Origin of the sequence: Aeromonas sp. S15(2024) (assembly GCF_041402265.1) — a bacterium.
Lineage (GTDB): Bacteria > Pseudomonadota > Gammaproteobacteria > Enterobacterales > Aeromonadaceae > Aeromonas > Aeromonas dhakensis.
In genome coordinates this window covers 160,477-175,260 of record NZ_JBGLQY010000006.1, presented here as the reverse complement: position 1 = coordinate 175,260, position 14,784 = coordinate 160,477, and the positions used below count along the sequence as shown (strand labels likewise).

Annotated in this window: 12 protein-coding genes; 8 read left to right on the top strand and 4 right to left on the bottom strand. The window is 61.2% G+C overall.

Annotation, left to right across the window (positions count from 1 at the left end; all coding sequences use genetic code 11):
* Nucleotides 1-118: 118 nt before the first annotated feature.
* The 4 genes from ACB033_RS14365 to ACB033_RS14350 form a co-directional block, all read right to left on the bottom strand.
* Complete coding sequence (locus tag ACB033_RS14365) at nt 119-490, bottom strand: ASCH domain-containing protein (RefSeq protein WP_139431485.1); 372 nt, start codon at nt 488-490, stop codon at nt 119-121.
* A 104-nt stretch (nt 491-594) separates the two neighbouring features.
* Nucleotides 595-2,454, bottom strand: a complete 1,860-nt coding sequence (locus ACB033_RS14360) for a U32 family peptidase (protein ID WP_139431486.1) — start codon at nt 2,452-2,454, stop codon at nt 595-597.
* Between the two features lie 102 nt (nt 2,455-2,556).
* The gene (locus tag ACB033_RS14355) at nt 2,557-3,165 is read right to left on the bottom strand and encodes a LysE family translocator (protein WP_162519864.1); all 609 of its coding nucleotides are present in this window, start codon (nt 3,163-3,165) and stop codon (nt 2,557-2,559) included.
* Between the two features lie 128 nt (nt 3,166-3,293).
* The gene (locus ACB033_RS14350) at nt 3,294-4,235 is read right to left on the bottom strand and encodes a LysR family transcriptional regulator (protein WP_139431487.1); all 942 of its coding nucleotides are present in this window, start codon (nt 4,233-4,235) and stop codon (nt 3,294-3,296) included.
* Between the two features lie 203 nt (nt 4,236-4,438).
* On the opposite strand from ACB033_RS14350, the gene ACB033_RS14345 reads away from it, so the two are divergent.
* The 8 genes from ACB033_RS14345 (at nt 4,439) to ACB033_RS14310 (ending at nt 14,759) form a co-directional block, all read left to right on the top strand.
* Nucleotides 4,439-5,527, top strand: coding sequence for a ketoacyl-ACP synthase III (locus tag ACB033_RS14345; RefSeq protein WP_005303774.1), 1,089 nt, complete (start codon nt 4,439-4,441; stop codon nt 5,525-5,527).
* Between the two features lie 298 nt (nt 5,528-5,825).
* Nucleotides 5,826-7,040: a methyl-accepting chemotaxis protein gene (locus tag ACB033_RS14340; RefSeq protein ID WP_139725296.1), complete on the top strand. Its 1,215-nt coding sequence runs from the start codon at nt 5,826-5,828 to the stop codon at nt 7,038-7,040.
* 9 nt (nt 7,041-7,049) lie between these two features.
* Nucleotides 7,050-7,418, top strand: coding sequence for a response regulator (locus ACB033_RS14335; protein WP_005303778.1), 369 nt, complete (start codon nt 7,050-7,052; stop codon nt 7,416-7,418).
* 14 nt (nt 7,419-7,432) lie between these two features.
* Entirely contained in the window at nt 7,433-7,759 is a 327-nt protein-coding gene (locus ACB033_RS14330) for an STAS domain-containing protein (protein ID WP_017779183.1), read from the top strand.
* Between the two features lie 26 nt (nt 7,760-7,785).
* A complete protein-coding gene (locus ACB033_RS14325; protein ID WP_139725294.1) occupies nt 7,786-9,999 on the top strand; it encodes a chemotaxis protein CheA in 2,214 nt (737 codons plus the stop codon).
* Nucleotides 10,000-10,014: 15 nt separating this feature from the next.
* Nucleotides 10,015-11,937 carry a methyl-accepting chemotaxis protein gene (locus ACB033_RS14320; protein ID WP_139725292.1) on the top strand — a complete coding sequence of 641 codons (1,923 nt, stop codon included), beginning with the start codon at nt 10,015-10,017 and terminating at the stop codon, nt 11,935-11,937.
* 12 nt (nt 11,938-11,949) lie between these two features.
* Complete coding sequence (locus tag ACB033_RS14315; RefSeq protein ID WP_017763910.1) at nt 11,950-12,522, top strand: chemotaxis protein CheW; 573 nt, start codon at nt 11,950-11,952, stop codon at nt 12,520-12,522.
* 65 nt (nt 12,523-12,587) lie between these two features.
* Nucleotides 12,588-14,759, top strand: coding sequence for a methyl-accepting chemotaxis protein (locus ACB033_RS14310; RefSeq protein ID WP_139431490.1), 2,172 nt, complete (start codon nt 12,588-12,590; stop codon nt 14,757-14,759).
* Nucleotides 14,760-14,784 lie beyond the last annotated feature (25 nt).

Below are 14,784 nucleotides of genomic sequence, written 5' to 3'. Positions count from 1 at the left end.
GATGCCGCTCGCACTGCGCAGCATCGAAGGGGCTGTGCGGCCACCTCACCACCTCCGATAACACTCTCCATGGGTATCAACCCACAAGCCGATGCCTGTTCCTCTGACCAGCCCTGTTTTAGCCGCAATGTGCGCCCAGAACGCCCGAGCCGTCTACCTCATACAACTTCCTCTGCGCCGGCACCACGGGCCCATCGACCACAGGACGCACGTTGGACAGCCGCCATGCAAAGTAACCCGGCTCCCAGCCCCCGGAGCAGGCGGCCAACACCTCATCGGGTTGCCACTCATGGGCCTCCTCGATATCAACCAGGGCGACCGCTCGACCGGCCGAATCCCCAGGATGATCGGCGCTGAGGTATCGGCCATTTTCAACGATCAGCAGGTCGCGAATGGGCAGTGAGGGAGGCAACCACGAGCGAACTTCGAGCGTCTTCTTGCCCGAAGCAATATTGGCGCCATGGGGCGCCACGATGGAGAGTGCGAGCATAGGTCCTTCCTTGCAGCTTGCTGGGGATCCCTGGCACAGGATGATAACTCAATTCCAAATGGGCCACACTGCCCGAGCCATGGAACCTGGCGGCATCGTGCTTCTCAGCGTTTCAAACTCCCCATCACATGCATTTCACAGCGGTGACAGTCAAAGCGCAGGCGGAAGGTGTCCTTGCCCATCTTGAGTTCCAGCGGCTCGGCCTTGAGGCCGGGCACCTCGTTCGGGCAGAGGTTCTGGCTGTAACGGATACAGTGTTTGGTGATCATCAGCACCACTTCCCGCTCCTCCTTGTTCGCCTCATAGGCGGGGGCGATGCGCTCCACCCCGTGCTCGCGGAAGAACTGCTCGGCCGCGCTGTTCAGCACGTTGCCAAGGTAGGAGAGACGGTGCTGGGGATAGTGGATATCCCGCAGCGCGATGCGCCGCTCGGGACGCTGGTAGCCGGCCAGACGGGCAGCCTCCAGCGCGGCGATGCCATCCCGGCGCAAACCGTTGAGCATGGATGAGGCAATGAATAGCGGGTGAGTAAACGCCAACTCAACCTTGCGCGCCACGAACAGGGTATTGCCGAGTTTGCCGAGCTGATCGCGCGCCTGTTGCAGCGCCCGCTCCGGATTGTCGGCCGGCTGTTTGTCACAGGGGAGCGTGACGGCGGCGCTGATACCCTGCTCATCGGTGAGCGTGAGGCGCAATCCCTCATCACACTCTGCCAGCACCATATCGACCCGGATGCGGCGATCGGCGCTCGCCTTCTCCAGCACCTTGCTGAATGCCTGATCGTGGTTGCGGTAGATTTCTGTGCCCACCTTCAAGCCAGGCATGCGCTCTGACAGGAGTAACTGCTTACCTTCTACTTTGTTCAGGCGCATCCCCACCAGCTCGTTGTTCGGCTTGAAGAAGCCGAGACCGTCGCCGTTGTTGAGGGTGACCTGCTTGCCGTCAATCTCGATGCCATCCCTGGTGACACTGGTAACCCGGCCCAGCGGCTCGCCCACATATTTCGGGCTCTTGGTGGAGTCGATCCCGGGCTGGCGACCATGGAGGAAGTAATCGGTGCTGCCGCGGTTGAAGCTCTTTTTCGGATCCGGTGTGAAGCTGTAGCTGCAGCGGCCGGCCGAAGCGGCCACCAGATCGCTGCGGCGCTCCAGAATGGCGTCGAGCTTCTGCCGATACCAGGCCGTGACATTTTTGACGTAGTCGAGCCCCTTGAGGCGCCCCTCTATTTTGAAGGAGCGGATCCCCGCTTCGATCAGCGCCTCCAGGTTGTCGGTCTGATCCATGTCCTTGAGGGAGAGCAGGTGGCTGTCGGCCACCAGCACTTCACCGTCCGGCTTTTGCAACGAGCAGGGCAGGCGGCAGAGCTGGGCACATTCGCCGCGGTTGGCGCTGCGGCCGGTGCGGGCATGGCTGATGTTGCACTGACCGCTGTAGGAGACGCAGAGCGCACCGTGGATAAAGAACTCCAGCTGCACATTGGTCGTGGCGCTTATCTCGCGGATCTGCGCAAGGGACAGCTCACGCGCCAGCACCACCTGGGAGAAGCCCACATCCTGCAGAAATTTCACCTTCTCCGGGGTGCGGTTATCGGTCTGGGTACTGGCATGCAGCGCGATGGGGGGCAGGTCGAGCGCCAGCAGCCCCATGTCCTGCACGATCAGCGCATCGGCCCCGGCTTCGTAGATCTGGTGGGTCAGCCGCCGGGCCTGTTCCAGTTCGTGATCGTGCAGCAGGGTGTTGAAGGCGACGAAGACCTGGGCACCGAAGCGATGGGCATGGCGCGCCAGCACTTCGATATCCTCAATGGAGTTGCCCGCCGCGCTGCGGGCGCCAAAGGCGGGGCCGCCCATGTAGACGGCATCGGCGCCGTGGTTGATGGCTTCGATGCCGTAGGCGAGGTTCTTGGCCGGAGCCAGCAGCTCCAACCGGTTGTGGTGGCTTAACGGGTGCTTGTTCTGGTGCATGGTCTCGGGATCAGGGCGGACAGCAAATGGGCGCCACTCTAGGGCATTGCCCCCCTCCCCGCCTTGATCCCGCTTAAGATCACCGCAAAATACAGGATTGGATCAGAGCACCACCTTCAGGGCCAGCCCCAGCAGCACCAGACCGCTTACCTTGTCGATGACGAAGGACTTGGCCTTGAGCCAGGCAAGCACGGGGCCACGAGAGAGCACCAGCGCCACCAGCACATACCAGATCGCATCTATGCCACCGGCGGTGAGCATCATGATGCCCCCTTCGCGCCAGCCGGTATCGGCATGCACAAACTGGCTGAACAGGGCGATGAAGAAGACCGCGAGCTGGGGGTTGAGAAAGGCCACCATAAAGCCTTCGAAGGCGCCTTGCCGACCGCGCAGCTGATGCACCTCTTCACTCACCTCCCCCTTGGCGGGTTTGGCCAGCAGCGCCTTGACCCCGAGCCAGGCGAGAAACGCCGCACCACCGTAGCGGATAACGTCAAACAGCAGCGGGGTCTGGGTGATCAGGATGGCCAGACCCAAAGCCGTGATCAGCGCATAGATGCCGACTCCGAAGCCGTGGCCAAGCGCGGTAGCCACGCCGTGCCCCTGCCCTCCCTGCACCGTATTGCGGATGATCAGCGCCAGGCTCGGCCCCGGGCTGATGGCGCCCATTACGCAGATTGCGGCCAGTGCCAGCCAACTCGTCAGTTCCATGGTGTTCCTTGTCTCAAGCGGAATATGAATGTCTGCGCTCAGGGTAAAGGGCCCCTGGTTATGCCAGAAGTGAAAGTTGGGAATAGAACCCATAGCCAATGGTTATAGGCCAACAGAAGCGTCTGTTGCTAGCGGGGCGGGTTCAACACCTTGCGGCTCGCCGCCACCGTGCGCTGCAGGTGCTCGCGCAGGAAGGGATAGGCCAGTTCGCGAAACCACCTGTGGGCCGGGTCCTGATGGTGGCGCTGATGCCACAGCAGATGATACTGCTGGGTGCGGCTGACAAACGGCAGATCACAAAAGTACAGGGCATGCTCGCAGGAGAGCTGCCAGGCGATGTGGGCCGGGGTGGTCAGCAGGCAGTCGGTACGCAGCAACACCTCCACCGCCGCCTGAAAGAAGGGCACCCGGGCAAACCAGCGCCGACTCAACCCCTGCGGTGCCAGCACCTGCTCCACCGGGCTGTCCTTGTCGCCCCCGCCGCTCACCTGCAGGTGAGGCCAGGCGAGGTAGTCATCGAGACTGAGCGAGCGCCCTGCCAACGGGTGGTGGCTACCCATCAACACCACCAGCCGATCTTCCCCCTGATGCAGGCCGCGGATCTGATCCGGCACCAGCTCGGTGATGGTGGAGACCATGTCCAGCTCGGATTGCCACAGCTGCGGCAGCAGGCGCTTGTCCCACAGGCTGTACTCCAGCGCCGCCAGCGGCGCCTCCCTGGCCAGCGCCGCGCAGATGTCCGGCAGGATGTGCTGGGCCACGTAATCGGAGGAGGCGAGCCGGAACACCCGCTCGCAGCGGCTTGGGTCAAAACCGGGGGCCTCGTAGAGTCGCTCCAGCGCACCGAGGGAATCCGCCAACTGGGCAGCCAGCGCCTCGGCCCGTGGCGTCAGCAGCCAGCGCTGCCCCTCCCGCACCAGCAACTCGTCGCCAAACTCGCTGCGCAGCTGGCCGAGCTGCTTGCTGATGGAAGGCTGGCTCAGGTGCAGCAGCTCCGCCGCCCGGCTGATGTTGCGGGTCTCCAGCAGCACCTTGAGGGTCGGCAGCAGGTTGAGATTGGCTTTGTGCAAGGGAGAGGTTCCATCCAGTGGCGAAAGCCCTATCTTAGGGCAGCCAAGCCCTGTGGTTTAAGCGAAATTTCCCGCCGGCCCCCGCAACCTGGCGTGACCCTGCAGCCAGATAACCATGACCACAAGATGACAGTGGTTGCCCCGTGCGGCATAATTGCGCGATTTTCCGCCCGCGGGCGATCCACTTGAGAAGCGGTAACAAGATGAAATACGCCAATATCACAGGCTGGGGCAAATGCCTGCCTCCCTCCGTACTGACCAACGACGACCTCAGCACCATCATGGATACGTCGGATGAGTGGATCTACCCGCGCACCGGCATCAAGGCTCGCCGCATCTCCCATGTCAGCACTTCCGATCTGGCCACCCTGGCCGGGCGTCGTGCACTAGCCTGCGCCGGGCTGGAAGCCAGCGACCTCGACGGCATCATCCTGGCCACCGCCACGCCGGACAACCTGCTGCCGAGCGCCGCCTCCGCGGTGCAGAAGAAGCTGGGCGCCACCAATGCCGCCGTGTTCGACCTCAACGCCGCCTGCACCGGTTTCGTCTACTCCCTCTCGGTCGCCACCTCGCTGGTACAGACCGGCATGATGAAGAAGGTGCTGGTGATCGGCGCCGAGCGACTCACCTATCTGCTGGACTGGGCCCGTCGCGATACCGCCGTGCTCTTTGGCGACGGCGCCGGCGCCGTGGTGATCGAGGCGAGCGAGCAGGAGAGCGGCCTGATTGCCAACAAGCTGGGTTGTGACAGCGAGGCACGCGAGATCCTGCACGTGCCGAACTTCGGTACCGACCGGGTGCGTTTTGCCGACATCGACGGCCTCTTCACCTTCAACTTCGAAGGTCAGGAGATCTTCAAGCGGGCCGTACGCGGCATGGGCGAAGCCACCAACACGGTACTGGCACAGGCCGGCATCGCACCGGAGCAGATCGATCTGATCGTGCCGCACCAGGCCAACATCCGCATCATCGAGACCCTCGCCAAGCGCATGAACGCGCCGATGGAGAAGGTGATGGTCAACATCGAGCACTACGGCAACACCTCCGCCGCCACCGTGCCCATCGCCCTGTGCGAGGCACTGGAACAGGGCCGCGTCCAGCCGAACAGCTATCTGCTGACCGCCGCCTTCGGTGCCGGCCTGACCTGGGGCGCCGCCATCATCAAGTGGGGCGAGCGCGTGACACCCATCAAGGCGTGCGAGGCCGAACTGCCGCCGTGTGACAAGAGCGCGCTCGAACTCATCGCCCATGCCGTGGAAGGGTGCCAAAAAGCCCACGCCAACGAGGCATAAAGCCGCCCGCACAACGCCGAGAGCCTGCCATATGCAGGCTCTTTTTCGTTCTCCCCTCCTTCCTTATTGTGCAGATACGCCATTCCCCGCCAGCAAGGGGCGGCAAGCCGCCAAACGCCCCTCCATATTCCATTTTTCTCAGTAACACCAAGCAAGAAAGAGCAATTTGTAACCAGGCGATTTTTTTGCGCTAACCTTACTGAGTTATTGATAATTAGCGGGTTGCGCTTGGCTCATTCGGTCTGACTGAAATGACGGCTCACCCTCTTCACATTCAAGAGCAGGGGCGAGTTTGCGTATGACAGACAACACACGGGCACACACCTTAGCCTTCTGGGAGCCGGTCAGCTGGGCTTGCGGCCTTGGCCTGGGCCTGTTCAGCACCCTGCTGTTGCTGCTCGCGGGCAGCCCCCTTCCTTATCTGCTGGCCAACCTGGCGGCTGCACTGGCCGCCACTCTCTGGAGCGCCCGCCACTACCACGCCAAACCCACCGGTCTAGAGAGTGAGGCAAAGCAGACCCCCCCATTTGCCGATAACGGACTCAACCACTCCATCATCGGGCTCGAGCAGGTATGTGAAAAAGCGATGCCTATCTGGTCACAACAGATTGAAAACTCTCGCCAGCAAACCGAAGGAGCCATGATCGATCTCACCCAGCGCTTCGCCGGCCTGACCACCAAACTGGAAGAGGCGGTCGCCGCCTCCCACAATGCCGCCGGCGATCTGGGTGGTGAAAAATCGGCCGGCATGGCCGCCGTGCTGGCCCAGAGTCAGGCCCAGCTCAATCAGGTCATCACCATCATGCACTCCACCCAGGCCAACCGCGATGCCATGCTGGCGGAGATCAAGACGCTCACCGCCTACACCATAGAGCTCAACACCATGGCGCTCGACGTGGCCAAGATAGCCTCCCAGACCAACCTGCTGGCCCTCAATGCCGCCATCGAAGCGGCCCGGGCCGGTGAGGCTGGTCGTGGTTTCGCCGTGGTAGCTGACGAGGTGCGCACCCTGTCGCGCCTCTCCAGCGAGACCGCCCAGAAGATGACCGACAAGGTTGACACCATCAATGCCGGCATCGGCCGCGCCTTCCAGATTGCCGAGAGCGCGGCCGGGCGCGACCAGGTTGCCGTCAGCGACGCCGAACACGCCATCGAGCAGGTACTGGAACGCTTTCGGATGGCCACCACCAGCCTGGCAGAATCCGCAGCCCTGTTGCAGAGCGAGAGCAGCGGGATCCATCGCGAGATATCCGATGTCATCGTTTCGTTACAGTTCCAGGATAGGGTCAGTCAAATCCTCAGCCATGTGCGTCAAAACATGGACAGCCTCAACGACCACCTGGTCTCGTCTCGCAACAGAACACACCAGTCAGGCCCCATCCGGATCGATGCGGAGAGCTGGTTGGCGGACATGGAGCTCTCATACGCCACCGATGAACAACGCAACATTCATCATGGTCGCCAACACCAGGCGGCAACCCCATCCAGCAATGCTGATGTCACTTTTTTCTAGGAGAGAGATATGCCCAAAACAGTCCTGATCGTGGATGACTCGGCCACCATACGCCAGGTCGTCGGCATGACGCTCAAGGGAGCCGGTTACGAGGTGATGGAGGCCAGTGACGGCAAGGATGCCCTCAAAAAGCTCGACGGCAAGAAGATCAACCTCATCATCAGTGACGTCAACATGCCGAACATGGACGGCATCAGTTTCGTCAAGGAGGCCAAGAAGCTGGCCAGCTACAAGTTCACTCCGGTAATCATGTTGACGACAGAGTCCCAGGACAGCAAGAAGCAGGAGGGACAGGCCGCTGGAGCCAAGGCCTGGGTGGTCAAGCCGTTCCAGCCGGATCAGATGCTGGCTGCCGTGGCCAAGCTCATCATGCCCTGAGCCGGGAGGCGTTCATGCCGCTGCAAATCGAAACGGGTGAGCACAAGTGTGTCGTGACCATCTCGGGCGAGATGACCATCTACACAGCAGCCGAGCTGAAACAGGCGCTAACACCCCTGCTCTATCGCCAGCAGGAGCTGGAACTGAACCTCTCCCAGGTCAGCGAAATGGACAGCGCCGGTTTGCAGCTGCTGCTGGCGGCCAAGAAGACGGCGCAGCAGGGAGGCTATCCACTGCATCTGGTCATGCACAGCCATGCCGTACTCGATGCCCTTGAGCTATGCCAGCTGGCGGCCTTCTTCGGTGATCCCACCCTCATTCCCCACGCCGATCACGCCTAACCGGTTCCGCGGACAAGGAGTCATTCGTGAGCATCAATCTTGATCAGGCCCTGCAAACCTATATCGCCGAGGCGCGCGAGCTGCTGGAGGAGATGGAGTCCGCGCTGCTGACCCTGGAGAACGACCCGGACAATGGCGAGCTCATCGGCGCCATCTTCCGGGCGGCGCACACCATCAAGGGTTCCGCCGGCTTGTTCGGCCTGCAACCCATCGTCAGCTTCACCCACATCGTCGAGGACCTGCTCGATCAGGTGCGCAACCAGCAACTGGCGATAAGTACCCCCCTCATCAGGGATCTGCTGGAGAGTCGGGATCACATCGAACGCCTGGTCAGCCTGGTGGCTGAGCAAGGGGAAACCCTTAGTGCGGATGAACAGGCTCAGGATGAGCAGTTACGGCGCAATCTGGCTCGTCACCAAAGCGGCAACCAGACCACGCTGCCGGAGCGGACCCAGCCTACCGATGCCGATCCGGTCAGCAAGGAGGAGAGTCATGTCAGCGCTACCTCCCTGTGGCACATTTCCCTGCGCTTTGGTCCTGACGTGCTGCGCAACGGCATGGATCCCACCTCTTTCCTGCGCTACCTAGGTACCATGGGCACCCTCTGCGCCATCGAGACCATTCACCATGCCCTGCCGGAGTGGGAACACTTCGATCCGGAGAGCTGCTACCTCGGCTACGAGATCGATCTGGACTCCCAGGCCGACAAGAGTGCCCTGAGCGACGTGTTCGAATTCGTGCGAGATGACTGTCTCATCAGCATCTTGCCGCCCCACAGCAAGATCGCCGAGTACATAGCGCTCATCAACGCCCTGCCGGAAGACAACGAGATGCTGGGGCAACTGCTGGTCAAAACAGGCGCACTGACGGCCAGCGAGCTTGCGCTCGGCCTGCAAGCCCAACATGAGCAGCCGCAGGCCGACACCAACAAGCTGGGGGAGATCCTGATAGCCCAGGGTGCCGTCAATGAAGTGGTGGTGGACGCCGCGCTCAAGAAACAGAATCAGAGCAAGGAGAACAAGAACAAGGAAGGGCGTTATGTCCGGGTCCACGCCGACAAGCTGGATGAGTTGATCAATCTGGTGGGAGAACTGGTCGTGGCCAGCTCCGGCGCCAACCTGCTGGCCCAGCGTTCACGGGACAGCCAGCTGCAGGAGGCCAATTCCACCATTGCCATGCTGGTCGAGGAGATCCGCGATGGTGCCCTGCGCCTGCGCATGGTGCCCATCGGCGATACCTTCAACCGCTTCCAGCGGGTGGTGCGGGATGTCAGCCACGAGCTGAACAAGGACATAGCGCTGGTGATCACCGGCGGCGACACCGAGCTGGACAAGTCTGTAGTGGAGAAGATCGGCGATCCCTTGATGCATCTGGTGCGCAATGCCATGGACCACGGCATAGAAGCGGCCGAGAAACGGCTGGCGGCCGGCAAGCCGGCACGGGGCACCCTGACCCTCAACGCATATCACGACTCCGGCAGCATCGTCATCGAGATCCAGGACGATGGTGCCGGCCTCAACAAGTCTCGGATCCTGCAAAAAGCGCAGGAGCGGGGGCTGGCAGCCGCCAATGCCACCCTGTCGGATCAGGAGATCTACCAGCTCATCTTCGAGCCCGGCTTCTCCACCGCGGAGGCCATCACCAATCTCTCCGGGCGTGGGGTGGGCATGGATGTGGTCAAACGCAATATCCAGGCCCTGCGTGGCAGTGTCGAGCTGGACAGCAAGCCCGGCCTCGGCACCCGGGTACAGATCCGGCTGCCGCTGACTCTGGCCATCATCGATGGTTTTCTGGTGCGCGTCAGCACCACTTACTACGTTATCCCCCTCGACATGGTGATCGAGTGCGTGGAGCTGACCCAGAGCGCGCTGGCCGATACCCAGGGGCGCAACTACATCAATCTGCGTGGTGAAGTGCTGCCATTCGTCCGGTTGCAGCACTACTTCGATGTCGAGGGAACCCGTGGCCGCCGGGAAAATATCGTGGTAGTCAGCCATGGCGGCAAGAAGTCAGGGCTGGTGGTCGACGAGCTGCTGGGGGAGTTCCAGACCGTCATCAAGCCGCTCGGCAAGCTGTTCCAGCGCCTGCAGGGGATCAGCGGCTCCACCATTCTGGGTGGCGGCGAGGTAGCCCTCATTCTGGATATTCCCTCTCTAATCCAGCATGCCATCGACCAAGAGCTGGGCCAACTGAGCCAGTACGCCATTCCACGTCTGCAATCCCAACCAAGAGTCAATTAACATCAGGAGCCTGACATGTTCAAAAACTCCACCATCAAACTGCGACTCACCATTCTGCTATGCCTGCTCTGCGTACTGCTGTTTGGCGTAGGAGTGCTTGGGCTCTACAACATGCATAGCAGCAACAAAGGGCTGCAGCGGGTCTACAACGACCGGGTGGTGCCGCTCAAGCAGCTCAAAACCATCTCGGACAACTACGCCGTCGCCATCATAGACAATGTCAACAAGGCCAATGCCGGTCTCGTCAGCGCCGAGGAGGCGTTGCAGCAGATCCAGCATGCCCAGCAGCAGATCAAGCTGGAGTGGCAACACTATCAGGCCACCAAGCTGACCGCAGCCGAACAGAAGCTGTCGGCCGAGGCCAACAGCCTGTTCAATACCGCGGATCGAGACATCACCAGGCTGGAGGTCTTTCTCTCAAATCAACATGGTGTCATTGCTGATACGCTCAATGAGTTTGACGGCAAACTCTACAGCTCCATCGACCCCATCGGCAGCAAGATAACCGAGCTGGTCAGTCTGCAGCTCGACGTTGCCAAATCCGAATACGAACAGGCCCAGGCCTGGTATGACGTCATGCTGCTTACCATGATGGCTGTGGTCGCCGCCGGCATGGTGGCCGCAGCCTGGTTTGGCATCGTCCTCATTCGCAGCATCATCTCTCCCATCAACCAGGCCCTGCAGGTTGCCAACCACCTGGCGGACGGCAATCTCGACGTCACTATCGACATCGGTGCCCACGATGAAGCCGGCCAGCTGTTGCTGGCCATGCAAAACATGGTCAACAAGCTGACGTCCCTCATTACAGACATAGAAACGCTGGTGACTGCCGCCGTCGAACAGGGGGATTTCAGCTACAAGATTGAACTGGACGGACGGCAGGGTTACATCAAGCGCCTCTCCGAACTGCTCAATCGTCTCTCCAACGTGACCGACACCAGCCTCAACGACGTGATGCGCATTGCCACCGCCCTGTCGCAGGGTGACCTCACCCAGAAGATTGAGCAGCCCTATCCGGGGATTTTCGGTCAGACCAAGGATGGCCTCAACAGCACCATCGCCGCGCTGACCGCCATCATCGAGGAAGTACGCAACGCCGCCGACAACCTGACCAACGCCTCCAATCAGGTCAGCACCACGGCCCAGTCCCTCAGCCAGGCCACCAGTGAGCAAGCGGCCAGCGTGGAAGAGACCAGCGCCTCCATCGAGCAGATGAGCGCTAGCATCAACCAGAACACGGACAACGCCAAGGTGACCGACAACATGGCGAGCAGCGCCGTACTGGAGGCCACCGAAGGGGGCCGTTCGGTACAACAGACGGTTGCCGCAATGCAGCAGATCGCCCGCAAGGTCAGCATCATCGACGACATCGCCTACCAGACCAATCTGCTGGCGCTCAATGCCGCCATTGAGGCGGCCAGGGCCGGTGAACATGGCAAAGGCTTTGCTGTGGTCGCCGCCGAGGTCCGCAAGCTGGCCGAACGCAGCCAGATCGCGGCGCAGGAGATAGGCGAACTCTCGTCAAGCAGCGTCGATACCGCCGAGAAGGCGGGCAGTCTGCTCGACAAGATAGTGCCCTCCATTCGCAAGACCTCGGATCTGGTGCAGGAGATCAACGCCGCCTCCGGGGAACAGGCCAGCGCCGCCAACCAGATAAGCCTTGCCATGAGCCAGCTCAATCAGGTGACCCAGCAAAATGCTGCCAGCAGCGAGGAACTGGCCGCCACTGCAGAAGAGATGAGCTCCCAGGCCAACGAGCTGCAGCAGACCATGGACTTTTTCTCCCTGCTAGGCAGCGGCCGCTCACCCAGACAGGTCGAAAACCTGCACAAGGGGGTGCCTCCCAGAGGCAAGTTTGTGATGCCGGCCCAACCCCAGTTGCATGGCAATGTGGCTGCGCAAGCGCAGGTTGACGAAACCGATTTTGTCCGCTTTTAACCGGAGAGCCTCATGAGCATGTCTACCGAAGTGGTCGCCCAGCCTGGCACGCTGGTACATGACAATCAGGGTGATGCCCAGTACCTGACTTTTCTCATCAACGGCGAGATGTTTGCCATCAACATTCTCGGGGTCAAAGAGATCATCGAATACGGCAACATCACCCCCATCCCCATGATGCCGAGTTTTATCCGGGGTGTGATCAACCTGAGGGGCGCCGTCGTCTCTGTGGTGGATCTCAACGCCCGTTTTGGCAATGCCCCCTCCAGCATCACTCGCCGCAGCTGCATCGTGATCATCGAGAACGTGCACCCGGACGACCCGGAACACGGCAATCAGGACATTGGCGTGGTGGTGGACTCCGTCTCCGAGGTACTGACCATCCCCTGCAACGAGATTGAGCCGCCACCAAGCTTCGGGGCCCGCATCCGGGCCGACTTCATCAGCGGCATGGGCAAGGTCAACGGCAAGTTCGTCATTCTCATCAATACCGAGAAGGTGCTCTCCATCGACGAGATGGCCCAGCTCAGCGAACTGACCCAGCAGCAGGAACGGCTGCTGGAACAAAAACCACAAACGCCATGACAACAACATAAATCAGCGTTTCGCTCCACCACACAGCAATGACATGTCGCACAAGGATAAGGCCCATGACTCAATCACTCTTTGGCAATCTGTTTGGCAACGGCAATGCTCATGCCTTGCTGCAGGAACAACTGCGCCAGTTGACTGGTGCAACCCGCACCCTGGCTCAGGGGATCCAGCAAGGCAAACAGTCCGCCCAGCTAGAGCTGGATACGCTCACCGGCCCTCTCAAGGAGCTCTGCCAGGAGTTCAATGCCGTACTGGGGCTGCTGGGAGATCGCCTTGGCAGTGCGCTCGCCGCTCGCGAGGCCAATCAGGCGCTCTACGAAGAAAACCTGCGAGTGCGCAAGGCGCTGGATGGTGCCTCGACCAATGTGATGATCGCCGATACCAATTTGAACATCGTCTACATGAATGAAGCCGTGCTGGCCATGCTGGGACTGGCAGAGTCGGATATTCGCAAGGATCTGCCGAGCTTCGACGTCAGGCACCTGATGGGCAAGAACATCGATACTTTCCACAAGGAGCCCTCCCACCAGCGCAACATGCTGGCCAAGCTGGACAAGACCTACCGCACCCAGATCACGGTCGGAGGCCGCACCTTCTCCCTGATCGCCAACCCCGTTTTCAATGACGGTGGCGAGCGGCTCGGCTCCGTGGTGGAGTGGGCCGACCGCACCAAGGAGATCGCCATCGAGAATGAAGTGAAAGCTGCCAATGCCGCCGCCAAGCAGGCGGCCGCCGAAAGTCTGCGAGTCAAGAAGGCGCTCGACGGGGCCAGCACCAACGTGATGATCGCCGATACCGATCTCAACATCATCTACATGAACGAAGCGGTCAGGGAAATGCTGGGCCAGGCCGAAACCGACATCCGCAAGGAGCTGCACCACTTCAATTCGGCCAACCTGATGGGCGCCAACATCGACAGCTTTCACAAGAATCCGGGCCATCAACGCAGCATGCTGGCCAAGCTGAACAACACCTATCGTACCCAGATCATGCTGGGGGGACGCACTTTCGCCCTCATTGCCAACCCGGTATTCGGCGACGATGGCGAGCGGCTGGGCTCCGTGGTCGAGTGGTCGGATCGCACCAAGGAGGTCGCCATCGAGCGGGAGATGTCGGAAATCGTCCAGTCCGTCATCAATGGCGAACTGCACCGCCGCATGGACCTCACCGGCAAGAGCGGTTTCTTCCAGAACCTTGGGGAGGGGATAAACCGTATCGCCGAGGTGATCGACACCAGTCTCAACGACGTGATCAGGGTGGTTCAGTCACTGGCGCGCGGGGATCTGACCCAGCACATAGAGGCCGATTACCCCGGCGTATTCGGCACGACCAAGGACTCCCTCAACCAGACCATCGTCTCGCTCACCAACATTGTCACCGAGGTGCTGGGGGCATCCGACAACCTCTCCAGCGCAGCCGAGCAGGTCAGCGCCACCGCCCAGTCCATCAGCCAGTCCAGCAGCGAACAGGCTTCCAGCATGGAGGAGACCAGCGCCTCCATCGAGCAGATGAGCGCCAGCATCAACCAGAACACCGACAACGCCCAGGTTACCGATGGCATGGCCAGCAAGGCGGCCAAGGAGGCGGTGGAAGGCGGCGAGGCGGTCAAGCTCACGGTCGATGCCATGAAGCAGATTGCCAAGCGCATCGGCATCATAGATGACATCGCCTACCAGACCAATCTGCTGGCCCTCAACGCCGCCATCGAGGCGGCCCGGGCAGGCGATCACGGCAAGGGTTTCGCCGTGGTGGCTGCCGAGGTACGCAAGCTGGCGGAGCGCAGCCAGGTAGCGGCCCAGGAGATTGGCGAGCTGGCATCAAGCAGCGTCGACATGGCGGAGAAAGCGGGACGCCTGCTCGATCAGATGGTGCCCTCCATCAACAAGACCTCGGATCTGGTGCAGGAGATCAGCGCCGCCTCCGCCGAGCAGTCAACAGGCGTCAGCCAGATCAACATCGCCATGAACCAGCTGAGCCAGGTGACCCAGCAGAACGCATCCTGCAGCGAAGAGCTGGCCGCCACCGCCGAGGAGATGAGCAGCCAGGCCGAACAGCTGCAACTGGCGATGGAGTTCTTCACCCTTGAGCGGCACAAGCTCAATGCCGGCCAGAAGGTGGCTGCCACCCGCACCGGCCCCCGCGGCCGCTTCATGCTCGAGAACAATGCCGCAGAGGGTAATGGCAACCTGCCCCGGCCCCACAATGACGGCGACTTTGTTCGCTTCTAACTCGGATGCGGGTCAGTGGAGCTCA